This is a genomic window from Paenibacillus jamilae (assembly GCF_050482105.1).
GTDB classification, from domain to species: Bacteria; Bacillota; Bacilli; order Paenibacillales; family Paenibacillaceae; genus Paenibacillus; species Paenibacillus jamilae_B.
In genome coordinates, this window is sequence record NZ_JBCNHI010000013.1 from 141,486 (window position 1) to 166,516 (window position 25,031).

Sequence of the window (25,031 nt, forward strand, 5' to 3'; positions counted from 1 at the left end):
AGGTACTAGTGAATTTTGTCAAAGAAAGAGTAAAAAGACTTACGAAGAACTGGTGAATTTATTCGAAGATGCCGTTAGCCTCGCCTAACATAGTGTTCAAGCAGCAGCTCCTTTGGAGCCTTGGTCTGCGAGAAGGATTTCAGGGAAGCATTTTAGCAGACAACCCTTCGGGGTTCATGAATACAGGAACGTTATACGACAGAACAAATAAATAAGGAGAAGGATATTTATGAGCTATATTAGAATAAAAAGCATTAGTGTTGAAAACTATAGATCATTTGGAACAAAACAGACAATACATTTTCCTGATCAGAATCATAAGAAACCTGTAGCTATCGTTGGGTATAACAATTCAGGGAAAACAAATTTTCTCAACGCAATTCTATATGGGATAAAAGAGAAAAATGTTAATAAGGATACATTCACAATTAACGATTTTCACAACCGTGATTACAATAATCGTCCTTTTATTGAAACTGAAATTGAAAGCAGCATAGAAGTTAAAGGAGACGGAAACCAAGCAGAGCTTAAAGGATTTCATTCATTAAGAATAAGCGTAGTGGATAATGAAATTGAGCACGCTGGAGTCCGATCTTTTCGTGACAAGGAACAATTAACAAAAAATCCTGATGCTTCGGGAGCAGCAAAGTATTTTAGGATTTTCTATGTGAATTTTCATGATGTAAAAAAAGAGTTATCAACAAAGAAGACTACCTGGGGAAATCTTACTTCGTTTTTAGCGAAACATATTAAAAAAATTGTTGAAGCAGATGCGAATATGAAAGGAAAAAGGAAAACTTTTGAAGGAGAAGTGAAGGATTCAACTGATAGGGTTCTAGCAGATTCGAAGTTACACAGTTTTCTTGAGGATATAAGGTCAAATTATTCAACAAATCTAAGAGACAGTAATTTTTTTATAGGTTTTGAATTGCCTGATTATGAAGATATTTTTTTGGATATGATTTTTAAAATCGGTTTAAATGGTGATACCGAAAACCTTATTTCTATAGATCATTTCGGTGATGGATATATTTCTATGTTTGTTATGGCTATCATTCAAGCAATTGCTGAGAGCAACAAGAGTGATAAATGTTTATTTTTATTTGAAGAGCCTGAAAGTTTCTTGCATGAAAATCATCAAGAGTACTTTTACAAAACTGTCCTCTGTAACTTGGCAGAAAAAGGGCATCAAGTTATCTATAGTACTCACTCGGACAAAATGATAGATGCTTTTGATACACGAGGACTTATTCGTTTTGAATTTGATGATGAAGCACACGAAACAATTTTGAAATATAACAAACCAGATGAGAATATTTCAGAAGCTGATTTAGAAGGTTTCTCTTTGGATCAAGTAGCAGACTTTAATAATTACATTAAAATGATAGAGCCAAATTTGAATAAAATTGTGTTCAGTCAAAAGGTGGTTTTAGTAGAGGGGCCAAATGATTTACTGACCTACAAAGAAATTATAAAGAAAAAGGTATATCTGTTAACTAAAGATTCTATGTATTCAGAGACATACTTAAACTTTAAAAACATTTCTATAATTCCTCATCATGGTAAGATTACAGCCAGAATCTTGGTTAAGTTATGTAAACATCTTGGAGTGGACTTTTTTTGTATAAATGATTTTGACTTCAAAAACAATTTCATTTCAGAACTTTTATTTGATTCACTTGAAGATTTAAAGAAAAGTGAATTATACACAAAAAGGATATTGGATTTAGAAGAATTTAATTCTAAAGGCAAACTTCTAAGTGACAGTACAAAACGACAAATGGTTACTACAAATTGGGGATTAATTAAAGAAGCTTCTTTGGAAAAAATACATTTCAACATTCCTAAGTTAGAAGCTGTGATAGGTTACGAATCAAATGATAAAAGCAGTTTAGGCATATGGACTAAACTCCAAGAAACATCAGAATTCGGAGAAGAAATTTTTCCAACATCTCTAAAGAAATTCGTTGGAATTGAAACTTTAGAACAAGCATGTTCCAAACATTAATCGAATCAAATACTTCATGTAAATTCAAGTAATGTTCCGTCGTATAACATAATATTCACGCTGCGAGCATTCGCTCTTGGTCCGGCATTCGCCGGACACCCAGCGTGCGCTGGGTCGTGAACACAGAAACGTTATGTGTAATTATTGAAAAGATCATGGAGGGGAAATCTATGAAAAAGAAAGAATATAAAGATAGATTAATTGAATTACTTAATGAAGGAATTGAAGAACTAACAACAGACCAAGTAATCCACAAAACGAAATTATTGATTTTTGAATATGAGAAAAAACAAGCGTATAGTACAGAAAATAAGGGGAGACCTTGGACAGATGAAGAGTTAAGAGTAGTATTATCATTTGCCGCAACTAAAGAAAACATACTGAAGTTGGCCAAAGGATTTAAACGTAGTTACGGGAGCATTGAACAAATTTTTAGATGGGCTGTAACCACCGATGAAGAGATTATAAATAAGGGAAGGGAAGATGATAGTTTTATAAAACAGATTAGAAGATTGTATAAAGAGATGGGTTGGAAGGCGTAAATTAGAATGTCAATCAATGGAGTGATAACTACACATAACATAATATTCAAGCTGCGGCCCCGTTGGAGCCTAGGTCTGTGAGAAGGATTTCGGAGAGGCATTTCAGCAGACAACCCCTTTGGGGTTCATGAATACAAAAACGTTATCTGAAATCAGGACAAATATGTAATATCAAAATCTAGGAGTGTGATTCGACTTGGAGAACTCAAATTTAAAAGATCTTATTGAAAAATACCTGAGCGCATATAACACGTTTAACATTGATGGAATGATAGGAGTTTTGAATGAGAATATTCATTTTCGAAACATTTCTAAAGGTGAAGTGAATTCGGAAACAAAGGGGATTCAGGAATTTCGCACATTAGCAGAGCAGTCAATTCAGGTATTTTCTCAAAGGCGTCAAGTAATAAAGAACATTACTTTCACAGGAGATAAAGCAGAGGTTGACATTGATTATGAGGGAATATTGTCCAGTGATCTCCCTAATGGAATGAAGGCAGGAGAAACATTAAAACTTCAAGGGAAATCAATATTTCAAATGAAAGATAAGAAGTTGATACTGATTGAAGATCATAGTTGAAACACTGTTGAAAGTTATTCATAGATTACCCTGAAATCAGATAACAATATATTCACGCATCGGGCATACGCCCTCGGTCCGGCAGAAGCATTTCAGGGAAGCAGAGGCTGCTGGACACACTTGGCATACGCCAAGCGTCGTGAATAGGGGAACGTTATCGGAAATTCGGGGGGAACCCTAAAAATAAGGAGAAATAAATGAACAGCATTAAAAGCTTTCTAAAAGATGTAAGAGATAATAATTATAAAGTTCCTAATGGAACAGACATAGATCAAGTAGTTCATGAAATGATTAAACACATTGGGTCGATTGATGACGAATTAAGGGATAAGCTCATTTATGGAACTTTATATAGATGGATAATGAATCAAGAACTAAGTATAGAATTAGTCAGACAAGTATTATACGTGACTTTAGATGATGATCATTTATTCTATGGAATTGGTGATAACGATCAAGATACAGTGTTTACACGTTCTTTTTCAGCCCTGTTCATTCCGCTTGCTTTACATTATAACGATATTTTTAATTATTTAACTGAACATGAATATGAATATATTTACTCTAGAATGACATTATATTTTGAACTTGAGAAGGATTTTAGAGGATATATATTAGATAAGGGATGGGCACATTCGATTGCACATGCTGCTGATGGTTTAGATTCTATTTCAGCCGCATCTTATTATTCTCAGAAACATTTATTGGTTATTTTAGAGTTGATAGGGGAAAAGGCTTGTGTTAATAACTATTATTTTATAAACGATGAAGATGAAAGAATGGCAGAAGTAGTAATTCAAATTGTAAAGCGTGATATCCTTATGAAAGATATTTTAATTAATTGGGTGCAACAGCTTGGGGGCATTGAAAGATTAGAAATATATCCGCAATATTACATAATTAGAGGGAACATCAAGAATCTTTTGCGAAGTGTATATTTTAAATTACTGAATATTAGCGGATCTGAGGATATAACTAAAGAAATACTAAAAACATTAAACCAGCTCTAAAAAAACTAAACTTTAGTTAAATCGAAGAAGTCCCGAACATCCGATAACACAACACTCCTACTGCGGGCATTCGCCCTTGATCGCTAGGAGGATTTGCAAGAAGATTATTCAGGCGATACATTCAACCAGCTAAGTCTGACGACCTGTTCCCTGCGGTCACTTAAGCTGCTTGAACGTCAGGAATGCCAAACGTTATCAGAAATTGGGGCTTTTAAGTATAATATATATAAGATCAGAGATCCACATCTAGGTAATTCGAGGAGGCAAAGACAATGTTAGTTAAAGGCTTCAATCATTTGACCATTAATGTCAAGAATCTGGATAAATCATTGGATTTTTATACTCAGATTCTTGGATTGATGATTAGACATAAAGGAAATAAAGATGCATATTTAGAATGGGGAACTGCTTGGATCTGCCTAGTTGAACAAGAAAATTACTCTGAGAATATAGAGAGAAAGTTAGGATTTGACCATATAGCTTTTTATATTGAAGAGGAGTATTTCATGGATGCTGTTAAGGTACTTCAAGAGAATGAGGTTCACATAGTGAGAGGCCCTATACAGAGAGGATTAGGTTGGACAATCAATTTCTTAGATCCAGATGGAATACAGCTTGAATTACATACTTCAAATTTAGAAGAAAGAATGAAGATATGGAAATAACAATAATACAAGAGATAATGTAGGTATTTTGAAGGGGGCCCCAACATCTGATAACATTGCATTCAACGCAGCGGGGCGGGACAAGCCCGACCCTTGGTCCGGCAGAGGGATTTCGGAGAAGTAGAGGCAGCCGGACACATCCGACTTCGTCGGACGTCGTGAATACGGGAACGTTATACTACAGAATCAGAAATAATAGAAATAGAAATAGAAAAAGAGGGTCATATGACCCTCTAAATACTAGAATTTTGCAATTCACTAAATAGTTGTAGAGCATCTTTGAAACCTTGTATGTAGATACTTCTTTCTAGGATGGATTGTAGAGAAATTTGGGCGTCTTCGTAAAGAAAAACCGTATGTTGAAGTTGATCGGGCAAAGCATCACGAAGCGTTTTAAAATATTGATCTGTCTCCGAAGAAAGCTGAGTGTACTCCTTATGACACTCCAGAAGCTCAGTATAGAGTAATTCTAAACGTATTCTTATAAGCGGCTCTGTTAATGATTCTAATGTATTAATCATATGTTATTCCTCCTCTAATTAACTCTACAGAGTTATTATATAACCTTATAAAGTTAATTGCAAGGTGAATATTTGACGTTATAGAGTTAAAACTTCGCTTTTCGTTGATGATTGCTGGTATGGGAGATAAGATAGAATTATGGAGGGGAAAAGATGAAAGTAATCAAGTGCAATATACGAGAACTCATGGCAGAACATCGAATAGATGATATAACAGAATTGATGGCGAAATCGGGCTTAAGTCGGAATTCAATCAACAAGTTGTATAGGGAAACGAATATAGAAACAACAAAGCTGGAAACTTTATTCAAGCTATGCGATACATTTAACTGCAAATTATCAGATTTAATTGAGTATGTACCCGAAGAAAACCAGTAGTGAAGAAGCGATTCCGTCATATAACATAATATTCAAGCAGCGGCTCCTTTGGAGCCTTGGTCTGCGAGAAGATTTCAGGGAAGCATTTCAGCAGACAACCCCTTCGGGGTTCATGAATACAGGAACGTTAACTGAAATTCCGACAAGTTCATGATTGAAGGAAATATCAAAGGAGGAATTAATTTGCCTTGGCCTATGGTACACTTTGCAATTTCAGAAAACCTTTCTATTAATGACCCCTCACCCAATTTTTTATTAGGCAGTATTGCTCCGGATGCGATTCATATGAGAGGGAAGGTATCCAGGGAAGAAAAAGGTGTGACTCATCTCGTACATAACGATAAATTACCAGCCAAGGAATTGATCATGGAGAAGTGCAAGGAATATTTACTGAAGCAAGCGGGGCCAGAATGGAAGGACTTTGTTATAGGTTACTTTTCACATATTTATACAGATTTAAGGTGGACAGATACCGTCTATTTCGATTTTGAGAAAAACTACAGAGGCGAAAAGGATGATATTAGAAAGACATATAACCTTGAAGTTAGCCAAGTAGAATTTGATCTCTTAAGATCAATGGGAAGTACTGAAAAACTGTTTACAAAACTCTTAAAAGCTAAGGGATATACAATAAATCCTTACATTACGCAGCTTGAAGTCAATCAGTATAGGGATAATAAGGTGAGATGGCTGCAAGATCTAAAGAATGAACCTCATATAGCACCTATCTATTTTAAAGCAGAAATTATTAAGATCTTTGTTAGTGAAACATCAAGGGAATTGAAAGAACTATTTAAAGACCAGAGTATTGATTATTTCGAAGGAGGCCGGAACATTAGTTAACATCGTATATACGCTGCGTCCTGACGGCCTTGGTCTGCAAGAGGGATTTTGAGGAAGCCTATTCACCAGACAACCCTGCACCACCTAACCGCATCGCGGCCGGACCTACGGCCCTTAAGGTGGTGAGGGTTCGTAGATACACAAACGTTATCAGAAATTAATGCAAATCTGAAATGCTCAAATATAAATATCTACTAAGAGAAGGTGCCTTCATGGACAAGAATTCATTAAATAGAAGAAGCATTATTGTTGACGGGGAAAATGGTGTCGGCAGCTCGGAAGACTTAAAAAAGAATGTTGTTCATAAAACAAACAGCCTATATTGGGATACCAAAGGCAATGACTTCTTAAAAGCAATCGTGCTCCCTTATTATGGAGCATTTATCTCAGAAGAAAATTGCCAGCTCTTTGGTGATATCTCAGGAAAAAAACTGCTGGAGATCGGCTGCGGAAATGGTCAATCCTTGCAATATCAAGGGGAACGAAACGCATCTGAACTATGGGCTGTGGATATTTCAGAAAGACAAATAGAAGAGGCAGCGCAACATTTGAAGTCATGTGGAATAGCAGCAAAATTGATATGTTCTCCCATGGAAGAAGAATGCGGCATCCCGACGGATTATTTTGACTATGTTTATTCAATTTATGCCATAGGTTGGACCACCGATCTTGAGGGTACCTTTCGACGAATATCTTCTTACCTTAAAAAAGACGGGCTATTTATTTTCAGTTGGTCTCACCCTATACACAGATGGGTTACTACAGAAAATGATAGGTTTGTAATTAATAAGAGTTACTTTAATGAAGGTTGGTATCCGGTGGCAGTTGATGAAGGTGAGCTATTGTTAGCGGACCGTATGCTGTCAACTTATGTAAACGCGCTTGCAAAAGCTGGGTTTGTAATTGAGCTAATGATTGAGGAATCTGATTATGAGTTTATGCAATTGCGGGATGATAACAGCGATATGGCAAAGAGAGCAAAAATGCTTCCAGTAACTTTTGTAATAAAGGCAAGAAAACTATAAGATATAAAAACAAAAGCGAAACTGACTCCAAGATTTTTAGAGGTTCGAGGAAGGTATTGACATCCGATAACAAAACATTCACGCTGCGGGTCGCTGTCGCGCCCCTTGGTCCACCCGAGGATTTTCAGGGAAGATTAACAGGCGGACAACCCTGCACTGCCTAACCGCATCGCGGTCGCTCCCGTTGGTCGCTTAAGGCAGTGAGGGTTCGTGAATGCCTGAACGTTATCGGAAATCGCTGGAACACATACAAAAGCAGGAGGAATCAATGGAGGATTTGGAGATTCAGGAGACTATAAACAAATATTGCGAATTGGCTATTAGTTATGCACAAAGCTTCAATTGCAACCTAACCTTTGAAGAACCTTCAATCCAAATTGTTGAGGAAATTCTCAATCATAATTGGAACAAGCTTATGAATGCTGATGAAGAAGAGAAGCCGACTGACAATCAAATTTGGTCAATGGCAGTAATATGGGGGACTTATGTTGGAGCAGTAATGAAGAAGTCGATTGGAGACCCGTGTAAATGGATTTTTGAAGATGGAGAATTATTACTTGAAATAAATAAAATAAAAGCAAATCCAATTATAAAAGCATATAAAAGAATTATTAACGGACCTGAAGATAGTATTGTTTCTTTTTATGATATTGGATGTATGAAACTCAAGGAATATATAAGAACAGGGTCTTGGTAGTAGTTCAATGAGGTCAGCAACATCCGATAACATAATATTCAAGTCGTGGCTCCGTTGGAGCCTTGGTCTGCGGGAAGGATATCGAAGAGGAATTTCAGCAGACAACCCCTTCGGGGTTCATGAATACAGAAACGTTATCGGAAACTTCTGCAATATGAAAAAACTTAAAAAGAATTAATGAGGGTGATTTTAATGCTCCGACCACAAAAGAAATTTTTAGAACCGTGGATACCTGAAACTTCAAAGACTTTTCTTGAAGAACTACATAAAGAAATATCTGAAAACCATATTCTTTATGGGGCTGATCTAGACGTCATTGCTCGAAGAGAAGATAAAGACGAAGTATTATACCAATACAAAGCTAACCCAGATAAGTGTGTACAAGTGCATCTAACATGGAAGATGGATAAGGAAATAGACTCAAAGTGGCCAAAAACACGAGAATTTAACTCTTTTGATGACTGGGTAAATGAAGTAATGCTAATAGATAATAAAGAATATGAAGAATGAAGAATAGTAATTTAAGAAAAGTGATAGAAGATTATTTTGAGGGGGTTCCTAGGAAGGCAGAAGCATCCGATAACAATGTGTTCACACATCGGCGGATAAGCCGCCTCGGTCCCGGAACTAAAGTCGAAGAAGTGATTGCCGGGACACATCCGCACCGACTAACCGCATCGCGGCCGCTCACTACCTTCACTTAAGTCGGTGGAACGTCGTGAATACAGGAACGTTATCTGAAACCAATGCTCAATGAAATAAAAGACAAAAATTAAGGAGCCAATAATGCAATTATCTCAGAATAGTATGAGTGGAATTAAAGGCTGGCTGCTTTTCTTTGTGATCTATTCTTTTTATCTACTTATAAGTAATTTAATAGGTCTTTATTTCGAATTTTATATTTATATGTTAGTTGGAACAATTGGTTGGAATCTTGCTAGAATTATTTCTGTCGGAATATATTTATTTTCTGAAGTCTTAATCATTGTTTCTCTAGTGCTTATATTGAAGAAGAAAAGGAAAGGACCAAATATAATAATTCAAATTGAAATAATCACTATAATATTTGGATTTTTAAACTTCATTCTCACAATTAACAAAATAGATGAACTCCCAAGTTTAATCTCTACAATTATTTTTGGATCAATATGGATTTTGTATTTTAAAAACTCAAAACGAGTCAAAGCAACATTTGAAAGTTAATCAAGAAGGCATTGGCATCAGATAACAAAATATTCACGCATCGGGCCATTTGGCCCGCGGTCCGGCAGAGACATTTTGGGGGAGTGGAAGCAGCCGGACAACCCTGCACTGGCTAAGTCCGTCGGACTCGGCGCATTCGCTCCTTAAGCCAGTGAGGGTTCGTGAATATAAGAACGTTATATGAAATCAGCGTGAAGTGGGTGAATAAATGAATAGAGGCATAAGTTTTAAAATTCCAAATTCTTATGGAAACCATCTTGGAGAGATTTTAAAGCCAATAGATATAACTACCTTCAGTTGGTTTATTGGTGGAGAAGAGTCATATTTTATTGTTGATGATACTTTAGGGGGTAGTCTCTTTCCAGACAAGGTTACTGGAATGGATGGAGAAGATCTTAAAAAGATTATTGATTACAACAAGTACTACTTAATATTTGCGAATTTAAAGGCGTATCCAAAAGGAGCAAATATAATAGATGTAATGTCATATGAAGAATATATTGCGAGTGAGTGTCAGATTATTCTTCTTGTGATTGATAGTGTGTACATAACAGTTTACTGCAAAGACCTTGAAAAACTTGAGGACTTATATGATCACATAAAGAGAAAGGGGTATAAATCTCTGGAATATATAACTGATGAAAATGATACAAGGACAAGACTATCAGTTTGATGATTAAAAACAAAAAATGATTGTTGTAAGTAGTTCAAGGAAGACGCTGAAATCTGATAACATAATATTCAAGTTGCGGCTCTAATGGAGCCTTGGTCTGCGGAATGAATTTCGGAGAGGCATTTCAGCAGACAACCTCTTATGTGAAATCGACGATATTATTTAAGAGTTAAGCATAATGAAGATAATAAGAAATAGAGAAGAACTTGAAGGCACTTGTTATATTGAAATTTTGTCGGGTAGATATCTTGGTCAATGTTGGAATGATACTTCAATCTTTTTGACCGAAGAAGTATTTGGTTTTATAGAGAAATCAATTGAAAGTGAATATACTACTTATGATCACTATGCTTTTAATGAGATTCAAAAGGAAATTTGGTGGAGAATCCTAGGGAGATTAGAAAGAGTAATAAATCTTCTTGAAGGACAACCCGAAATGAATACACTTAAAGAGCATATTGGCTTTTTCTTTGGATGTAGTGAAGATGAATTTATAAAAGACTATGAAAATAACATTGAAAAACTGAGGAAATTAATTAACGAATTTCAAACATGGATTAAAGAGCGATTGAAATCCCAAAATTATATTTCAGTACTAGGCATTTAGCTAATTTGAGGAAGTTGTCGACATCACATAACATCTTATTCACGCTGCGGAACCTGACGGCTCCTTGATCCTCCCGAGGAATTTTCAATGGAGTGGATCTAGGCGGACAAAACCTGCGAACCTAACCGCGTCGCGGCCGCCCCGTTGGGGCTTAAGGTTCTCGGGTTCATGAATACAGGAACGTTATGTGAAATCACATAAGATTTTAAAGGAAGGATGATTCAATTGGATAATTTAGCGCTAGAGAGCTGGATTGATACACATAAAATTATGGATAGAACCTTAGAAGGTTTTTGGGTAACATTCAATAACTACATGAAAGAATGTCCAGAAGAAATTAGTTTGTTTTTTGATGAATTGAATCTAGAAAATATTAAGCCTTCAATAGATACAATTGAGTATAAAACTATTTTTCATTCCGATTATCAGATTGTAGACAGTCACTATTCCCAGCAGGTTATATCTACGTTAGACATTTACTACAAAAAAAAGAGAATAGGTTATTATAGAATGTTCTTTTATACCGATGGCGAATGCTTTGACGATAGCCTAGTTACGGAATGGACAGGCTGGTATATAACATTGAAACTTAAAGCGTTAATTGAACTTCAACAAGAAATTAAAAATGAATTGGTAAAAAATAAAATCAAAGAAGATGAAATCGAAAAAATCTATAATTTAATAGATAAACAAATATCTAAAATCAAAGTTCAAATCCATAAATAATTGTAGGTAGAAAGTTCGAAGAAGATGTGGCATCACATAACATAACATAATATTCAAGCAGCGGCTCCTTTGGAGCCTGGGTCTGTGAGAAGGGTGTCGGAGAGGAATTTCAGCAGACACCCCCTAACGGGTTCATAAATACAAGAACGTTATAGGAAATACTTGATAAAAGGAGAAAGCAAAATGTTTTAGAAATATCTGCGGATGAAAGGGTATTAAAGATAGATGTTTCACCGAATATGGCTTATGAATCCAAAGGAACATTTTATGAGTTTCCACGTTCAGAATTTAATGAAGAGTACCCACAAATTTATCATACAAACCTCTGTTGTAGTTTCAATGGAACAAATGGATATGGAATGTACATTGACGCAAGAGGTAGCAATCAATGGAAAGAAAAAATGGGAGATTCTTGGTTTTGTTAGCTTGATACATTAGACGATGATTATGCAGTAATTAGTAAAAGAGCTGATAGAATTGTAAATGAAGATATAGCGGTTTACATGTCGCATTAGTCCGGCTGAAATGTCGCAAAAGTACATGGTAACGCGATGTGGAGATATATTATACTCGCCTTATATTTCGATAATGAAAATCATTATCATACATAAGGAGGATTCACTATGAAAAAAGGAACAAAGAGGCAAGCTGCCGGAAGCATGGCACATGCTAACCATAAATCACGATTTTTAATGGGCTGGATGCTGGCCCTTGTTCTTGTACTGACGGCTTGCGGTGCCGGAGCAGGTACAAATGGCGGCAATGAGTCTGCTACAACTCCAACGGACACGCCTTCGAATGAAGCGCCTCAGACTGCCGGAGCCTTCCCGGTTACGATCTCGCATATGAAGGGTCAGTATACGCTTAACGAGAAACCAAAGAAAATTGCTGTGCTTGATGTCAAATTTCTGGATCAATTGCTAGCCGTTGGCGAGCAGCCGGCAGGCAGTGTTATCGCTGAAGGCAATACCACATTTCCAGAATATTTAGGCGATAAGCCGGGTGACGTACAGGTTTTAGGTACACGGGACAAGCCCAATCTGGAAGCGATTGTAGCATTGGACCCGGATCTTATTTTAATGACTGATTTTCAAGAGAAAGAGTATGAGCGTGTAAGCAAAATAGCACCCACAATCGTACTTGACTTCTACGAGGATTGGCGAGATACGTTAGCTACGGTGGCTGCGATCACAGGTAAGCAGGCAGAGGCAGAAACTGTGCGTAAGGCTTATGAGGACAAAATTGCAGGACTGAAGGAGAAGCTGTCGGAGAAGTTGGGAGAGGAAGCGGTAGCACTTATTCGACCGAGAAAAGAAGGCATTCGTGTTCATGGTCTTGAGCATCGTACAGGCGGGATTCTGTATGAGGATTTGGGCTTAAAAATGCCTGCATTAGTCCAGAAGATCAAAGATGATACCTCCGTTGAAATCTCGATGGAGAAAGTTCCTGAGATTGGAGCAGATCATTATTTTGTTCTGTCTGATGAGTTGTTTGCGGCAGAGGCAGAGACTTTGGATAGCAGCTCAGTATGGAAATCCCTTGATGCAGTCAAAAATAACCGTGCATATGATGTTAATTCTACACTTTGGATCGCTTATTATGGCCCACTTGCAATTAATATTATTGTAGATCAGGCATCGGAAGCACTGTTGGGATCGAATTAAAATGGACCATTATCTATCGACTGACTTATGGCAGCAAACGGTGGAAGAACACTCGATTCGGCTTGGTGAGCCGTCTGAAGATAATGTCCGTATTATTGCTTTGAGTCAACTACATGAAGAAGCTGCATGCCGAGAGTATTTAAGCTGGCTTCAAGAGTATATTGGTGCGCCTGACATGAGGGTAGCTGCTTCGATGTTAGCTAAGCGAATCGGCTACCTGTGGATTGCTCCGTTACTGACCGCGATGAGCGTTCATCATCAGCATGTTTCTTTTCGGCTAGACAACAGCTTTCTCTATCATCCGACGCTCACAGCTAATGAGGGGGAGACGCGTTTTCCTTTTCTGGCTATGAACGGGCTTCGGGCAGAAGCACTAACGGGAGACAGGGAAGTATGGCGGGAAAAGGTGGTAAAGGAGATGTTTGCGTTACACCTTGCACCGCTGTTAAAGACGCTTGCTGCGATTGCTCCTCTTTCGATGAGTATCCTTTGGGAGAATATCATGATACGCATTGTCCCATTATATACTCCTGAAGTAGACAATGCTGAGCAAGAAAGTCAGCACATCCAGGCAGATTTTTCATATCTGACGCAAGGAGCGCCCGGGCATTTGTTCGGTGTAAAAAGAAATCCGTTCACTCGGTTCACAAAAAATAAGGACAGCATTCCAGCCGTGAAAAGCAAGCGTACCACCTGTTGTTTTTATTACCAGATGTCAGGGGAATATTGCAGAAAATGTCCGAAAATTGACAATGAGAATAAATCTCAATTAAAATGACAACAGCAACAATTTTACTTTTGCTAACAGGCCTGGTTGTAGTTAATTGGTTAAGCCTAGTCATGTGAGTCACTCTAGCAAAGGATGCTATTGTCAGGAGATGAGAGAAATGCCGCTACAAGAACAGACAAGTCTATGGAGTGATACAACGATCAAGATGCTTGACGAGTATAGCGGTACTTTGCAGACAGGCAGTGTTCTTCGCGAAACGGAATTAACTTCGAATGTGTTGTTGCTGGCATACGGAGGGGAAGGGGAGCTTGCAATGAATGGTGAGGTTTGCCACATTGGAGCTTCTTTTGCTGGTCATGTTGTTAAGGGGACATCCTTAACGCTGACGGCCAGATCAGACGACATTTATTATATCGTGATCATGTACAAGGCTTCTTCCATGGAGGGAGCCTCTCTTGTTTTGCCTTCATATCGCAAACACCCGTTGCGCACTTCATTTGTGCAAAATTCGGTAACCCAAGCAGTATGGATTGAGAATGCAGAAAAAATCGTTGCCAAATGGCGTCGTGGCGAAGGGATGGAACGTTTTCATGCCAATGCGTTGCTTCAGGGTATGATCTACGAACTAATCATGGATTACGAACGTGGTCATGGAGGAGAAGCGTCTGACATGGTGGATGTTGTCGCTTCATATATAGCGTCGCATTATCGCCGGAATCTGGAGCTTAAAGAGCTGGCAACCCTTGCTGGATGCAGCTTAAGACAGCTGCAGCGACGATTTAAACAAGAAAAGCAGCTCGGACTGACTGAGTATGTCATTCAGTTGCGCATGGAGAGTGCATCGCGGATGCTGCGTTACACGGATACTCCCGTCGGTGAAATTGCTGACAGAATGGGCTATCGCGACATGTATTATTTCAGTAGGGCGTTTAAGAAATATTATGGCGTCCCTCCGCTGCGTTATAGGCTTGATGCCGCTTCGAAAACAGATATAGACTATGCTCATTCCTTGCAGCGGAACCGCACAGCTTCTTCATATGAGTCGGCCCAAGGCTCGGTGATATGCCATATGCGAGGGGAATACCATGTTATCGGACCTCCGAAGCGTATCGCTGTACTCGATGTGCAATATGCCGATCATTTGCTTGCGCTGGGGCTCTCTCCAGCAGGTAGTGTAGGACTAGGCAATGCAGTGTTACATTTCCCTCAAACGATCAGGGCAGGACTTCAGAATACTGAATTACTCGGAACATATGAGTACCCCGACCTGCTTGCAGTGGAACGACTGTCTCCGGATCTAATTATTTGCACCGAGGTACATGAGCCGCACTATGAACAGTTAAGCCGGATCGCTCCAGTTCTCATGTTTAAGCGCAATGAAAACTGGCAGATTATTCTGACTCTGTTCGGTGAACTGACAGGCAAACGAGAAGAGGCAAAGCGTATTATAGCGGATTATCACCGACGAACCACATTGCTGTCCGAAGAACTTGCTCCCGTTCTGGCAGGCAAGAGCGTGGCACTGATCCGTCCGCTGGATTCTCTGGTTCGCGTGCATTCTGCCTCTCATCGTACAGGGGCTGTGCTGTACCATGATCTAGGTCTGCCTGTTCCGTTATTTGTGGCAGATACCTCCGACACGGCCTATCACATCACAGTTGACAGACTACCGGCTGTACATGCCAGCCATTACTTCTTGCTTAGCCATGAACTCATGCAGGAGGGAATATCTGTGACAGAACAACGTGTCTGGGGAATGCTTGATACCGTTGAGCGCCAGCACATACACTCGGTCGATGCCGCGACATGGATCGGCTGTTATGGACCCACAGGCATCAATGGCATTGTGGATCAGATCGCTCAGGCTTTGTTGGCTTGATGGGGGAAGAAGTTGCTACTTGTGCTCATAGAGATTTTAACAGGAACTAAAGACAGTTCATCTTTGCCTTTTGTCATAGAGGGAAAGTTGAACTGTTTTTTTATGGCCAATCCATCAGATAACATCATATCCACGCATCAGAGGCTCCGGCAAAGAGGATTGCCAGGGAGTGGGGGCAGGCGGACACATACGCACGGCGGCCGCTCATTTCGTTCGCATAAATCAGAGGAACATCGTGAACACAGAAACGTTATATGCTAGAAATGATGGATAACAAATAGAATAAAAGAAAAATACAAGAAAATAAATGAGAACACTTGTTTGCTAATGTGAATACAGGTAAAATATAGATACAATTGACTCTTGGGTGGGCATGGTTTTCCTTCGAAAAGTGAGACCATGGAAGTAAAAGATGCGATGACTCTAATGTTACTATTTTGGACATCTATTCTTGCATTTTTAACATGCCTCAATAACAACAAGAGAAGGTAAAAAATCACCTAAAGGTTAAGAGCCGAAGGTGGGTTTTTATTATCTGAGACTTAGAAGGGAATAAATCCTCCAAGCCAATTGTACTGACCAGATGTTGACCGTACTTGGTCTTTCATTAAGGGTGTACTAACAGATGAAAAAAGAGGAATCAAAGAAAAAATTAGATAAGTGAAGTGAAAAGCAAGTTAGTAAGCAAACTCATATGCGAAATACTATGCAACAATTTTAAAAATCTATTAAAACAAAAACAAGAAAATGAGGGATATGCCCAATGACATTACAGGACCTATTTAATGAAAAACCAACTCAATTGTGGAACAAAAGAATGGTTGAATACGGAGATGACCTTTTTACGGAAGAGAGATTATTAATGTCTGATAAAGTCCTGAATAACTATCTAAACCAATTAATATTATTACAAGAAACTAAACATCCTGAAAGTATTATGAAGGCTGTAGAAGAAATTGTAATTACGATTAATGAATTGAATGAAAAGAACGACTATTTTATTGAAACGATGGAACGTGAAGAACTGGCTGAATTTATAGATAAGGCAGCAAGACTAGCTGGATTAGAAATTGAGGAAGATCAAGATATTACAGAAGAATGGAGAGAATGGTGATGTTGAATTAAACAGGATTTCTAAGTAGATTCAATGAAGTCATGGTACTTTGCATAACATTACATTCAAGCATCGGGCCGAGACAAGCCCGACCCTTGATCCAGAAGAGGCATTTCGGAAAAGCAAATTCACCGGACAAACTCAACCAGCTAAGTGGCAGAGCCACCCGGCATTACGTGCCTTAAGCTGTTTGAACTTCGGGAATACCCAACGTTATGTGAAATCAACAAAATTATTTAAGAAATAAACATGGGTGTGACCGCTTGGCGCTTTTTCTTATTCCACGTACAAGTTGCAGTAAAATGAACATGAAGTAGACGGAGATGAGTGTTTACTTCATGTTCACTTAAATTTTTGAAAATTAAATTACAGATGGATCAATGGATCTTTGGAGGTTCAGAATTCATCGTATCGTTAAGCTGGGTCACAAAAACATTTTCGTTCGGGCCAGGGTTATTTCGAAACATTTTCGCTTCATCCACCAAAATTTCGTCTGTATCCGTGCCGAGTATCTTTATTGTTGCATCAATGAATGAAGCAAGCGGCATCGCCCGTGGTTCATCGTTGTTGCTTTGAACCCATGGGGGTACAATTTCTATTACTTTTACCGATGTGTCTTTAAGCATGTACCTTTGGGACAGCGTATAGGTATGAAGTGCTGCCTTCGTCGCGGAATATACAGCAGTTGTCGCTAATGGTACAAATCCAAGTATTGAAGTCGTGTTGATGACAACCGCTTCTTCTTTGGACTTCAAATGCTCAATGAATGCAGAAGTCAACCGAATGGGACCTAGCAAGTTTGTAGTGACAGTCGAAATCAAAACATCCTCATCGATCACGCCCGCCGCGTCATCGGACTGTATGATGCCGGCGTTGTTAATCAAGACATTAACATCCGGGTATTCTTCGATTAACTGCTTGGCGGCCGCCTTTATGCTGGCAGGATCTTGTACATTCAATTCCACTGCGGATATGCCGGGATTCGCTTTGATCGTCTCCTCCAGACGCTCTTTACGTCGACCGGAGATAATAACTTTGTTTCCAAGATTGTGGAGAGCTATTGCTAACGCACGTCCAATCCCTGAACCACCGCCTGTAATAAAAATCGTGTTTCCTGTAAGTTTCAATTTTTAAAACCCTCCTAATTCTTGTGAATAAATTCATCTCAAAGATTGTTAAAACAATAGCTTTCATGATTATGGCTTCTCTAAAATTGAACATATGTTGAATCATCAACATAAATTTTATAAAGTGAATGTATCAGAGCGATACATGGGGTTCAATGGTCAAAACAAGCGTGGGTGTTGATTTTTCAACAGAGGACTTCGAAATGTTCATTTTTTCGGATGGTAAAAAGGGGAGAAGGATATGGACAGGCGTATTCAAAAATCGAGGCAAGCCATTATTGATGCTTTTATGAGGCTGATGTCAGAAAAGGAATTCGAGAGAATTACGATCAATCAAATTGCGGAGGAAGCGAATGTCAATCGTGGAACGGTTTACTTGCATTTCACTGACAAGTACGATCTGCGCGATCAATGTATGGAAGCTCAAATTAACGAGTTACTACGCAATTGTATGTTTGAAGATAATTTCTTTCATGTCCCTTCCAAAACCGCACTACTGCGCACGTTTGAATATTTGGAGCAGCATGCTTCATTCTATTCAAGAATGCTGACGAACAAGGGAAGTACGGTTTTTCGGAACCAAATGGAGACATTGTTTCGGCAAAGTCTGAGCGCGCATCTGGATTCGATCAACCTTGATCAGGAAATGAACAGGGACATTACGGTGCAATTTTTAATTTCAGCAGCAGTGGGGGTATTGGAATGGTGGATTACCCGTTTAATGCCATATCCGGCAGCGGTCATGGTTGAACAATTTTGGAATTTGCTGAACTGTGGTGTCGAGGGACACGAACGAACATCGTCCAGATGAGCCTCTAATGTAGAGGCTTGTTTGAGACTGACACCCATAATGAAGATAATAAAAAGGGAGGTTTCCATTTTATACTAATATTAGAGCAATAGTGTCAAATATAATGTAACCATCTAATCGAATATTGAGCTACAGCAGATTTACTAACATCTTGATTAGGAAAAATAACCCTATAATATTGAGTAGCTGCAGAATAAACATAGTCTATATCTATATACTTAGGACTTCCGATGCTTAAGAAACCACCAAGTCTTATATACCTAGCAAATATTGTGGGTTGATCATGAGAAATAGCAATTCTCACCGCTGTACCAATTCTATACATCTCTCCAACGCCTATTGTCACAGGTGTATTTGTAGAAAACATAACAAAAGATTCTTTTTCCGTCTGGTTTTGATTTATTGTTTTCACATAAAGATCACCGGATATTTCTAATGACCCTCCATCCAAGTTGTGCCCATAAGAAATGCCGATTAATGTTACTTCAAGCATCACAGCCATTTCTACATCTCCTTATCTTATTTCCTGCCACAAAATCGACCATGGACTAAATTTTTTTGCTACCGAAAGGCTACTGTTTAAAAGAAAGAAATTCTATATATAATCATATATGCTATAATTACACTCTTTTGATTGTTCTAATCGATACGATTATATTCTTGAGATAATTCCAATATGTAAAAGTTTTAAAATAAAAAATAAAAAAGCTCGACTTAAAAGTTAGTGTTTGACGAAGTTATTCCATTTTCATCCTTATCCTTTACGTTAAGCACTGATTTCAGTTTGGAGTCAAAAAATTGAAGATTGATTTTGAATGCATAATGAAGAAGTTCGGTAACTTCTGATAACATAATATTCAAGCATAAGAATCCTCACAGAGCCTTGACCTGCTGGGATGGAGTTCGAGCAGGCATTCCAGTAGACAACCCCGGAAAAAAATGAAAATACAATGGAGGTATGTTGGGTGCTGACATTAGAAAAAGCTAGAAAAAATGATGCACAAAAACTTGCTGAAATACAAAAGACCAGTTTTGAGGATGAGTCAAAGCATTTTAATATTAACGGAACCGTTGGGCCCATAGGATATGATTCCGTAAGTTGGCAAGAGGAGATGATGCAAAATTGCGAATATTTCAAAATACTCTTTAATGGAGAAATAATCGGGGGAGCTATGATATTTGTAGAGTGTAATCAAGTGCATAATCTAGGAAGAATCTTTATTGATCCCAATTTTAAAAATCAGGGAATCGGCACGAAGGTAATGGAGAAAATTGAAAGTGCATTTCCAGACAGCACTGAATGGTGGCTGGATACTCCTAGCTGGAGTGTGAAGAATCATCACTTCTATTCAAAGTGTGGGTTTACTAAGGTTAGAGAAGAAGGTGACTTATACATTTTTAAAAAGACTTTATAAACTTATGTAATGTTCAAACGTTATAATACATCAGTGCTAAGTGTTACCAAAAAGATATTCAATGAAAAGAGGGAAAGGGAGGACTTACAATGCAGATTGATTTTGCAATTGAATCAGATTATGAGTATATCTCGTTAAGAGACAAGCACATACATAAGACACTGATAAGACCCAAAATAAAAGAAAATGAAATCCTAATAATCAGAAAATACAATCAAGAAATAGGTTGGATGAGATACGGATTTTTTTGGGACAACACACCATTTATGAATATGATATGGATAGATGAGGAGTATAGAGGAGCAGGTATTGGTAAAAAAGTTGTCCACTATTGGGAGGAATTAATGAAACAAAAAGGATTTGAAATGGTCATGACCTCAACACAGTCCAATGAAGGAGCTCAACATTTTTATAGGAAGCTTGGATATAGAGATGCTGGATGTTTAATGCTTGAGAACGAGCCTCTGGAAATAATACTGACAAAGGATTTGAACCAAATTAACGTTGAGGAAATCAATGAAGGAAGTGACCTTTAAAATATAATAGTTGGAGCTGCGTCTCCAAGGGAGCCTAGGTCTGCGAGTTGGATTTCGAAGAGAGATTTCAGCAGACGCCCCCTTTGGGTTCAGGAATACAGAAACGTTAGATGAAACCATGCAAAACCAAAACTATGAAATCAAGGTGAATATGATGAGCACCCTAAATCATGTTAAAAAGCTATTAATTCCGCCCCATAATAACTTTTCGGCTACAGATCTTGTGGAACACATGGGTAGTGTTATCTACGGAGAAGAGGCTAGCTCAATACGAGACATAATTTATGAGGTACCAGAATCTTTGCGGACTATTATTTTGATAATAGATTTTGATACAGAATTATCAATGAATGGAGTTTTTGGATTTCTGGAAAATGCCACTGGAAAGTACTTGAATGAAACAATTTCTGCTTTAAAGCTAATTAGAGCGGAAGAAGATTCGTCTATTATGGAGGAAATAAGGGGTCTTATTGAAGGTATTAATCTTAATGGAAAAATAAAATTGGAACAATATCAAGTTACACCATTTGAAGAGAGACATGACATTAATAAAAGACTGCTTGAAAAAATTAAAGAATTGGCCGATGGACTGTACATATATTCAATAGATAGAGATATTTTTGAGTACTTAATTGGTTATCTCTCTGACAACTGGATTGTATTGTTGCAAGAGCTTAAGGATGTTCGTAAGTAATTCGCATAAGTGCGTGATATCATCTAACCTGGCATGTGCTGGGCGCCGTGAATACACCCGTCCGGTAAAAAAATATAGGAAGATGAGGATTTCATTTAAATTAATACGGTATGGAAGTGAATTGATGGAGGGACCAATCATAACTTGTATGAGTATAGGCGTTTATGCTCATGCACTTACAAGGGGCAATAAATACATCATAAAAAAGGAAGATAGGGACAAGTATAAAATTATTGGAAACCATGGAAAAGCAGTTTGGATATCAAAAGCTCATTTTATTGAAGGAAATATAGAAGTGCCTTATTTAGAAAAATGGAAGTTTGATGATGATCCAAAGGAGTTTGATTTGGTAGAGGTAACCCTTACTTTTTCGAATGGAAGTGAACGATGGAGTTTGGTGACAACCCCTCAAAAGTTAGTAAATCACTTTAAAAAAGAAATGAAAATACCAGGGTTTAATATTAAACATCTAATTATAGCGAACACAATGGACCACGATGATATTGAAAAAATATTAAAATATTTAGAGGCCAATAATGAACTAACAGAAGCAAGCAAAGCGTTGGAATGTTAATTGGAGAAAGCAAACGCAACGTCCTGTTGCTCGAAGAAAGGGGAAAATTATGATAGGTAAATTACTTGGTATTGGTAATACTGCAAGTGTCTATGAATGGGGAAAAACCGAAGTAATAAAGATTTTTCATAATCAGAGCCACTCAATGCACGAGGCAAAAAAGGAAGCAAAAAATGCCGAGATTATAAATAACTTAAATCTTAGAACACCTAATTATTCTGGCCTGTTGGAGTATGAGGGCACGTCGTGTCTTATTTATGAGAAAATTGATGGGCCAACAATGCTAAAACAAATTGAACCAACGAAACTAAGTATTTCTCATTATGCTAAGCTAATGGCGCAACTTCATTTTGAATTGCATCACATTGAGATCAAAATGAACTCAAATCTAAAAACTGAATTAGCCAACAAAATTAATACTGCTGAAGTGATTAAAGAATATGAGAAGCAAATAGTTATAAATGTGCTTAATACATTGCCTGAAGGTAATGCACTTTGTCATTATGATTTTCACCCTGGCAACATCATTCTTTCATCCAAGGGACCTATAATTATTGATTGGATGAATGTTTTGGTTGGAAATCAAGCAGCAGATGTTACTAGAACTTCGATGATGATTCAATCACATGCACTACCGTCTAATGCTCCCAGTTGGCTAATTAAGAGAGAATATCGTGAATTTTTTAATAGAGAGTATCTAAGAGAGTATTTAATGCTATCTGAAATGAATCCAAAATTCCTTGAGGAATGGATGGCACCAACTTTAGCGGCTCGAGTATGTGAAGTAAACGGTGAAGATCGGAATGAAGTTATAGATAAATTACAAACTATTATTAAAAATTAATGTGGGCCTACGGGTCTTATTTTGACAAGATGTTTCCCATTCGAATGCTAATTCTAAACAGTAGCAACATCAAATAACATATTATTCAAGCTGAGCTCTTTTGGAGCTTCGTTTTCAATAGGGATTTTGAAGAGGCATTTTGACAGACAACCCTTAAACAAATAGCAGTACACTACATTTTATGAGGTGACAAGAATTGAATACAACGGATAAAGAGTATGTTACATTAGAGCATTTTTTCGCAATGTTTATAGCAACATTATAAAGGGACGCAAACCATAAAAGAAGGTGTTCAAGCTGTTTGGTTTATTTAAGAAAAAGAAGACAATATTTGAAGATCAACTAAACCAACTTTCTGAATTGGGTATCTTCATGAGGGCAGGTTTAAAAAAAGAATTACTTTTAGAAGAAACTTCAAGAAGTGAATATGAAGAAGATCCCTACAACTTGCTACTACATACTTTAGGTGGAGAAGTTGAAGTCAATGGTGAATTTATAAATGTATCTGATGAAATGTGGTATTTGGATGCTGAATGTATTGAGGACCTTGGAGACTATGCAAGAGTAATAATACGATTAGGGAATATGACAAAACTTAAATTAAATAAGATAACGGATTACGTAGATATTCAGAATAGTACTGCAGGGGTCTCTTTTGAGTATAAGAATGAATTTATAAGATGGGAAATGAAAGTAGATGATGATTGGTTGGATATGGAGATATTCAAGAAATTTAATGAGTTAATACAGACTGAACAATCCATGAAATTGTATATTTCAATTTTAGATCAAGGTTGCCTAGTGGGCTATTTTAATAAAGAACAAGTGATCGAATTAAATAAATTAACAAAATATAAATTTGAAGAGTATTAGTGAAATATGACTAAAAAGGAGCTAAACAATGAGTGAATTGACTTCAGGAAGCTTATCACTATTGAAATATAAAGAGGCAATTCTTGAGCATGATCCTGTATACACGGACGATTTAAATGACAAATGGTTTGTTTTTATAACCAAAGATACAGAAGAAAGTGAAGAAATTCCGGAAAGCCTATTTCAAATTTCAGAAAAAATCCCAGTGTTATATTTTTATAATTTTGAAGATCACTGTTGGGGATACCGTGTAGTTTACAATTCACAAGAGATAGCAAGTCTTCATATATCATATGTTTTATTAGATACTTCAATTATTAAGCTTGCAGAAGAAAGATATCCAGAGGAAGATCACATTGAATTTTTATATGTCGACCCTAGAGGGGACACAATCAGAATTGAATTAATTGAAGAAGTTCTGAGATCTAATGAATACAATGAGAAAATAGCAAAACAGTTTACAAATTGCAATTTAGAAACATTTAGATTTTTTGAACTGGATAACGAACAAATAAAACAATTAGAGGATATTTTAAATAATAGTTACTATACACAATTAGAATCTGAGCATGAATTAGTAGAAGAGTTTAAAGAATTATTAAACATTGAGGAAATGAGTTGGATACGAGCAGATAGAATGAACGAAGATTAGAAGCAAATAGATAGTGAGGACTCGTGAAATATAAGCACGTTAGGTGAAACGCGGAGTGTTAGGAGGTTTGCATGAATTACGATGAAGTAGCGAATGAAGTATTCTTTAAAGATGGAAGTCTAAGGGACATTTATATATTGGATACAGACATCCAAATATGGGCTATAATTTTTGAGTATTTGGAAAGTAACGAAATTAATTATCGAGTGACTATAGATGGGCTAATAACAAGAATTAGGGATATTGCTGAATTGTTAAGAATTAAAAAAGAAGCAAGTATTGGGATAACTATTGAATATAGTGAAATTGATATTTGTGGGCATTTTTATGAAGGAAGCGTTATTGAATTTGATATTTCACCAATACAGATAGACTCAGAGAAAAAAATAGGTATACTCATGAACTTCCTAAAAGGCCTAAGTCGAAAACTAAACAAAACGATAATTATTACCCCAGAAATGACTATGGAAGAGGTGCTAGTTCGAGTAGAGCCCTAAAGGGAAACTAAATTAAGTAATTCACACTGTGGTCGCTTTGGCTTCCTTGATCTACGAAGGCATCGGACGTTATGACCACAGAAACATTATTTGAAATACGGCAAAATAAGAAGAAGGTTTGGGACAAGGACCTAATGACGTTT

General features: G+C 37.4%; 31 protein-coding genes. 28 read left to right on the forward strand and 3 right to left on the reverse strand.

All coding sequences use genetic code 11. The features are described from left to right. Positions 1–229 precede the first annotated feature (229 nt). From ABEW32_RS10840 to ABEW32_RS10860, 5 genes are all read left to right on the forward strand, one after another. Positions 230–2,008: an ATP-dependent nuclease gene (locus ABEW32_RS10840; RefSeq protein ID WP_290409354.1), complete on the forward strand. Its 1,779-nt coding sequence runs from the start codon at positions 230–232 to the stop codon at positions 2,006–2,008. A 170-nt stretch (positions 2,009–2,178) separates the two neighbouring features. Next, on the forward strand, positions 2,179–2,550 hold the full coding sequence (locus tag ABEW32_RS10845) for a hypothetical protein (protein WP_040103232.1): 372 nt from the start codon (positions 2,179–2,181) through the stop codon (positions 2,548–2,550). 196 nt (positions 2,551–2,746) lie between these two features. Further along, positions 2,747–3,130 (forward strand): nuclear transport factor 2 family protein, encoded by a 384-nt coding sequence (locus ABEW32_RS10850; protein WP_209950154.1) that lies wholly within the window; start codon positions 2,747–2,749, stop codon positions 3,128–3,130. A gap of 197 nt (positions 3,131–3,327) precedes the next feature. Further along, positions 3,328–4,140 (forward strand): DUF2785 domain-containing protein, encoded by an 813-nt coding sequence (locus ABEW32_RS10855; protein ID WP_069010391.1) that lies wholly within the window; start codon positions 3,328–3,330, stop codon positions 4,138–4,140. Between the two features lie 272 nt (positions 4,141–4,412). Continuing rightward, positions 4,413–4,805 carry a VOC family protein gene (locus ABEW32_RS10860; protein WP_209950156.1) on the forward strand — a complete coding sequence of 131 codons (393 nt, stop codon included), beginning with the start codon at positions 4,413–4,415 and terminating at the stop codon, positions 4,803–4,805. 233 nt (positions 4,806–5,038) lie between these two features. Here the strand turns inward: ABEW32_RS10860 and ABEW32_RS10865 are convergent, their stop codons facing one another. Next, the gene (locus tag ABEW32_RS10865; RefSeq protein ID WP_029515468.1) at positions 5,039–5,326 is read right to left on the reverse strand and encodes a DUF6809 family protein; all 288 of its coding nucleotides are present in this window, start codon (positions 5,324–5,326) and stop codon (positions 5,039–5,041) included. 153 nt (positions 5,327–5,479) lie between these two features. Between ABEW32_RS10865 and ABEW32_RS10870 the strand changes: the two genes are divergently transcribed. From ABEW32_RS10870 to ABEW32_RS10935, 14 genes are all read left to right on the forward strand, one after another. Next, a complete protein-coding gene (locus ABEW32_RS10870) occupies positions 5,480–5,704 on the forward strand; it encodes a helix-turn-helix domain-containing protein (RefSeq protein ID WP_430187509.1) in 225 nt (74 codons plus the stop codon). Positions 5,705–5,854: 150 nt separating this feature from the next. Then, entirely contained in the window at positions 5,855–6,547 is a 693-nt protein-coding gene (locus ABEW32_RS10875) for a hypothetical protein (RefSeq protein WP_430187512.1), read from the forward strand. A gap of 212 nt (positions 6,548–6,759) precedes the next feature. After that, positions 6,760–7,572, forward strand: a complete 813-nt coding sequence (locus ABEW32_RS10880; protein WP_430187514.1) for a class I SAM-dependent methyltransferase — start codon at positions 6,760–6,762, stop codon at positions 7,570–7,572. 268 nt (positions 7,573–7,840) lie between these two features. Beyond that, on the forward strand, positions 7,841–8,269 hold the full coding sequence (locus ABEW32_RS10885; protein WP_430187517.1) for a hypothetical protein: 429 nt from the start codon (positions 7,841–7,843) through the stop codon (positions 8,267–8,269). A 177-nt stretch (positions 8,270–8,446) separates the two neighbouring features. After that, on the forward strand, positions 8,447–8,779 hold the full coding sequence (locus ABEW32_RS10890; protein ID WP_430187520.1) for a hypothetical protein: 333 nt from the start codon (positions 8,447–8,449) through the stop codon (positions 8,777–8,779). Continuing rightward, the gene (locus ABEW32_RS10895) at positions 8,776–8,973 is read left to right on the forward strand and encodes a hypothetical protein (RefSeq protein ID WP_430187522.1); all 198 of its coding nucleotides are present in this window, start codon (positions 8,776–8,778) and stop codon (positions 8,971–8,973) included. Before ABEW32_RS10890 ends, ABEW32_RS10895 begins: the two co-directional genes overlap by 4 nt. A gap of 103 nt (positions 8,974–9,076) precedes the next feature. Next, positions 9,077–9,472, forward strand: a complete 396-nt coding sequence (locus tag ABEW32_RS10900; RefSeq protein ID WP_430187524.1) for a DUF2569 family protein — start codon at positions 9,077–9,079, stop codon at positions 9,470–9,472. 208 nt (positions 9,473–9,680) lie between these two features. Further along, complete coding sequence (locus ABEW32_RS10905) at positions 9,681–10,145, forward strand: DUF2691 family protein (RefSeq protein ID WP_430187527.1); 465 nt, start codon at positions 9,681–9,683, stop codon at positions 10,143–10,145. A gap of 178 nt (positions 10,146–10,323) precedes the next feature. Next, positions 10,324–10,752, forward strand: a complete 429-nt coding sequence (locus ABEW32_RS10910; protein WP_430187529.1) for a hypothetical protein — start codon at positions 10,324–10,326, stop codon at positions 10,750–10,752. 216 nt (positions 10,753–10,968) lie between these two features. Then, complete coding sequence (locus tag ABEW32_RS10915; protein WP_243208189.1) at positions 10,969–11,478, forward strand: hypothetical protein; 510 nt, start codon at positions 10,969–10,971, stop codon at positions 11,476–11,478. 623 nt (positions 11,479–12,101) lie between these two features. After that, positions 12,102–13,142 (forward strand): ABC transporter substrate-binding protein, encoded by a 1,041-nt coding sequence (locus ABEW32_RS10920; protein ID WP_430187532.1) that lies wholly within the window; start codon positions 12,102–12,104, stop codon positions 13,140–13,142. Position 13,143: 1 nt separating this feature from the next. After that, positions 13,144–13,920: a (2Fe-2S)-binding protein gene (locus tag ABEW32_RS10925; RefSeq protein ID WP_430187535.1), complete on the forward strand. Its 777-nt coding sequence runs from the start codon at positions 13,144–13,146 to the stop codon at positions 13,918–13,920. 109 nt (positions 13,921–14,029) lie between these two features. Further along, positions 14,030–15,751, forward strand: coding sequence for a helix-turn-helix domain-containing protein (locus ABEW32_RS10930; RefSeq protein ID WP_430187538.1), 1,722 nt, complete (start codon positions 14,030–14,032; stop codon positions 15,749–15,751). Between the two features lie 763 nt (positions 15,752–16,514). Next, the gene (locus ABEW32_RS10935; RefSeq protein ID WP_430187541.1) at positions 16,515–16,865 is read left to right on the forward strand and encodes a hypothetical protein; all 351 of its coding nucleotides are present in this window, start codon (positions 16,515–16,517) and stop codon (positions 16,863–16,865) included. 377 nt (positions 16,866–17,242) lie between these two features. On the opposite strand, the gene ABEW32_RS10940 is transcribed toward ABEW32_RS10935, so the two are convergent. After that, positions 17,243–17,992, reverse strand: coding sequence for an SDR family oxidoreductase (locus tag ABEW32_RS10940; RefSeq protein ID WP_430187544.1), 750 nt, complete (start codon positions 17,990–17,992; stop codon positions 17,243–17,245). 241 nt (positions 17,993–18,233) lie between these two features. Between ABEW32_RS10940 and ABEW32_RS10945 the strand changes: the two genes are divergently transcribed. Further along, a complete protein-coding gene (locus ABEW32_RS10945) occupies positions 18,234–18,803 on the forward strand; it encodes a TetR/AcrR family transcriptional regulator (RefSeq protein WP_430187546.1) in 570 nt (189 codons plus the stop codon). 94 nt (positions 18,804–18,897) lie between these two features. Here the strand turns inward: ABEW32_RS10945 and ABEW32_RS10950 are convergent, their stop codons facing one another. Further along, complete coding sequence (locus ABEW32_RS10950; RefSeq protein WP_017428266.1) at positions 18,898–19,305, reverse strand: hypothetical protein; 408 nt, start codon at positions 19,303–19,305, stop codon at positions 18,898–18,900. Positions 19,306–19,768: 463 nt separating this feature from the next. On the opposite strand from ABEW32_RS10950, the gene ABEW32_RS10955 reads away from it, so the two are divergent. From ABEW32_RS10955 to ABEW32_RS10990, 8 genes are all read left to right on the forward strand, one after another. Next, the gene (locus ABEW32_RS10955) at positions 19,769–20,218 is read left to right on the forward strand and encodes a GNAT family N-acetyltransferase (RefSeq protein WP_430187549.1); all 450 of its coding nucleotides are present in this window, start codon (positions 19,769–19,771) and stop codon (positions 20,216–20,218) included. A gap of 89 nt (positions 20,219–20,307) precedes the next feature. Next, positions 20,308–20,754 carry a GNAT family N-acetyltransferase gene (locus ABEW32_RS10960; RefSeq protein ID WP_430187552.1) on the forward strand — a complete coding sequence of 149 codons (447 nt, stop codon included), beginning with the start codon at positions 20,308–20,310 and terminating at the stop codon, positions 20,752–20,754. 10 nt (positions 20,755–20,764) lie between these two features. After that, on the forward strand, positions 20,765–21,448 hold the full coding sequence (locus ABEW32_RS10965; RefSeq protein WP_430187555.1) for a DMP19 family protein: 684 nt from the start codon (positions 20,765–20,767) through the stop codon (positions 21,446–21,448). Positions 21,449–21,596: 148 nt separating this feature from the next. Then, a complete protein-coding gene (locus tag ABEW32_RS10970; RefSeq protein ID WP_430187557.1) occupies positions 21,597–22,022 on the forward strand; it encodes a hypothetical protein in 426 nt (141 codons plus the stop codon). Positions 22,023–22,071: 49 nt separating this feature from the next. Next, positions 22,072–22,866 (forward strand): phosphotransferase, encoded by a 795-nt coding sequence (locus ABEW32_RS10975; RefSeq protein WP_430187560.1) that lies wholly within the window; start codon positions 22,072–22,074, stop codon positions 22,864–22,866. 288 nt (positions 22,867–23,154) lie between these two features. After that, positions 23,155–23,739, forward strand: coding sequence for a hypothetical protein (locus ABEW32_RS10980; protein ID WP_430187563.1), 585 nt, complete (start codon positions 23,155–23,157; stop codon positions 23,737–23,739). Between the two features lie 28 nt (positions 23,740–23,767). Further along, the gene (locus tag ABEW32_RS10985; protein ID WP_430187566.1) at positions 23,768–24,391 is read left to right on the forward strand and encodes a hypothetical protein; all 624 of its coding nucleotides are present in this window, start codon (positions 23,768–23,770) and stop codon (positions 24,389–24,391) included. A gap of 71 nt (positions 24,392–24,462) precedes the next feature. Continuing rightward, positions 24,463–24,888 (forward strand): protein export chaperone secb, encoded by a 426-nt coding sequence (locus tag ABEW32_RS10990; RefSeq protein WP_430187568.1) that lies wholly within the window; start codon positions 24,463–24,465, stop codon positions 24,886–24,888. Positions 24,889–25,031 lie beyond the last annotated feature (143 nt).

Bases quoted from the DNA above. Each gene is read 5' to 3' on its own strand.
- ABEW32_RS10840 (WP_290409354.1), top strand. From the start codon at position 230: ATGAGCTATATTAGAATAAAAAGCATTAGTGTTGAAAACTATAGATCA.
- ABEW32_RS10845 (WP_040103232.1), top strand. From the start codon at position 2,179: ATGAAAAAGAAAGAATATAAAGATAGATTAATTGAATTACTTAATGAA.
- ABEW32_RS10855 (WP_069010391.1), top strand. From the start codon at position 3,328: ATGAACAGCATTAAAAGCTTTCTAAAAGATGTAAGAGATAATAATTAT.
- ABEW32_RS10860 (WP_209950156.1), top strand. From the start codon at position 4,413: ATGTTAGTTAAAGGCTTCAATCATTTGACCATTAATGTCAAGAATCTG.
- ABEW32_RS10865 (WP_029515468.1), bottom strand. From the start codon at position 5,326: ATGATTAATACATTAGAATCATTAACAGAGCCGCTTATAAGAATACGT.
- ABEW32_RS10870 (WP_430187509.1), top strand. From the start codon at position 5,480: ATGAAAGTAATCAAGTGCAATATACGAGAACTCATGGCAGAACATCGA.
- ABEW32_RS10875 (WP_430187512.1), top strand. From the start codon at position 5,855: ATGATTGAAGGAAATATCAAAGGAGGAATTAATTTGCCTTGGCCTATG.
- ABEW32_RS10880 (WP_430187514.1), top strand. From the start codon at position 6,760: ATGGACAAGAATTCATTAAATAGAAGAAGCATTATTGTTGACGGGGAA.
- ABEW32_RS10885 (WP_430187517.1), top strand. From the start codon at position 7,841: ATGGAGGATTTGGAGATTCAGGAGACTATAAACAAATATTGCGAATTG.
- ABEW32_RS10890 (WP_430187520.1), top strand. From the start codon at position 8,447: ATGAGGGTGATTTTAATGCTCCGACCACAAAAGAAATTTTTAGAACCG.
- ABEW32_RS10895 (WP_430187522.1), top strand. From the start codon at position 8,776: ATGAAGAATAGTAATTTAAGAAAAGTGATAGAAGATTATTTTGAGGGG.
- ABEW32_RS10900 (WP_430187524.1), top strand. From the start codon at position 9,077: ATGAGTGGAATTAAAGGCTGGCTGCTTTTCTTTGTGATCTATTCTTTT.
- ABEW32_RS10905 (WP_430187527.1), top strand. From the start codon at position 9,681: ATGAATAGAGGCATAAGTTTTAAAATTCCAAATTCTTATGGAAACCAT.
- ABEW32_RS10910 (WP_430187529.1), top strand. From the start codon at position 10,324: ATGAAGATAATAAGAAATAGAGAAGAACTTGAAGGCACTTGTTATATT.
- ABEW32_RS10915 (WP_243208189.1), top strand. From the start codon at position 10,969: ATGATTCAATTGGATAATTTAGCGCTAGAGAGCTGGATTGATACACAT.
- ABEW32_RS10920 (WP_430187532.1), top strand. From the start codon at position 12,102: ATGAAAAAAGGAACAAAGAGGCAAGCTGCCGGAAGCATGGCACATGCT.
- ABEW32_RS10925 (WP_430187535.1), top strand. From the start codon at position 13,144: ATGGACCATTATCTATCGACTGACTTATGGCAGCAAACGGTGGAAGAA.
- ABEW32_RS10930 (WP_430187538.1), top strand. From the start codon at position 14,030: ATGCCGCTACAAGAACAGACAAGTCTATGGAGTGATACAACGATCAAG.
- ABEW32_RS10935 (WP_430187541.1), top strand. From the start codon at position 16,515: ATGACATTACAGGACCTATTTAATGAAAAACCAACTCAATTGTGGAAC.
- ABEW32_RS10945 (WP_430187546.1), top strand. From the start codon at position 18,234: ATGGACAGGCGTATTCAAAAATCGAGGCAAGCCATTATTGATGCTTTT.
- ABEW32_RS10950 (WP_017428266.1), bottom strand. From the start codon at position 19,305: ATGGCTGTGATGCTTGAAGTAACATTAATCGGCATTTCTTATGGGCAC.
- ABEW32_RS10960 (WP_430187552.1), top strand. From the start codon at position 20,308: ATGCAGATTGATTTTGCAATTGAATCAGATTATGAGTATATCTCGTTA.
- ABEW32_RS10970 (WP_430187557.1), top strand. From the start codon at position 21,597: ATGAGTATAGGCGTTTATGCTCATGCACTTACAAGGGGCAATAAATAC.
- ABEW32_RS10975 (WP_430187560.1), top strand. From the start codon at position 22,072: ATGATAGGTAAATTACTTGGTATTGGTAATACTGCAAGTGTCTATGAA.
- ABEW32_RS10985 (WP_430187566.1), top strand. From the start codon at position 23,768: ATGAGTGAATTGACTTCAGGAAGCTTATCACTATTGAAATATAAAGAG.
- ABEW32_RS10990 (WP_430187568.1), top strand. From the start codon at position 24,463: ATGAATTACGATGAAGTAGCGAATGAAGTATTCTTTAAAGATGGAAGT.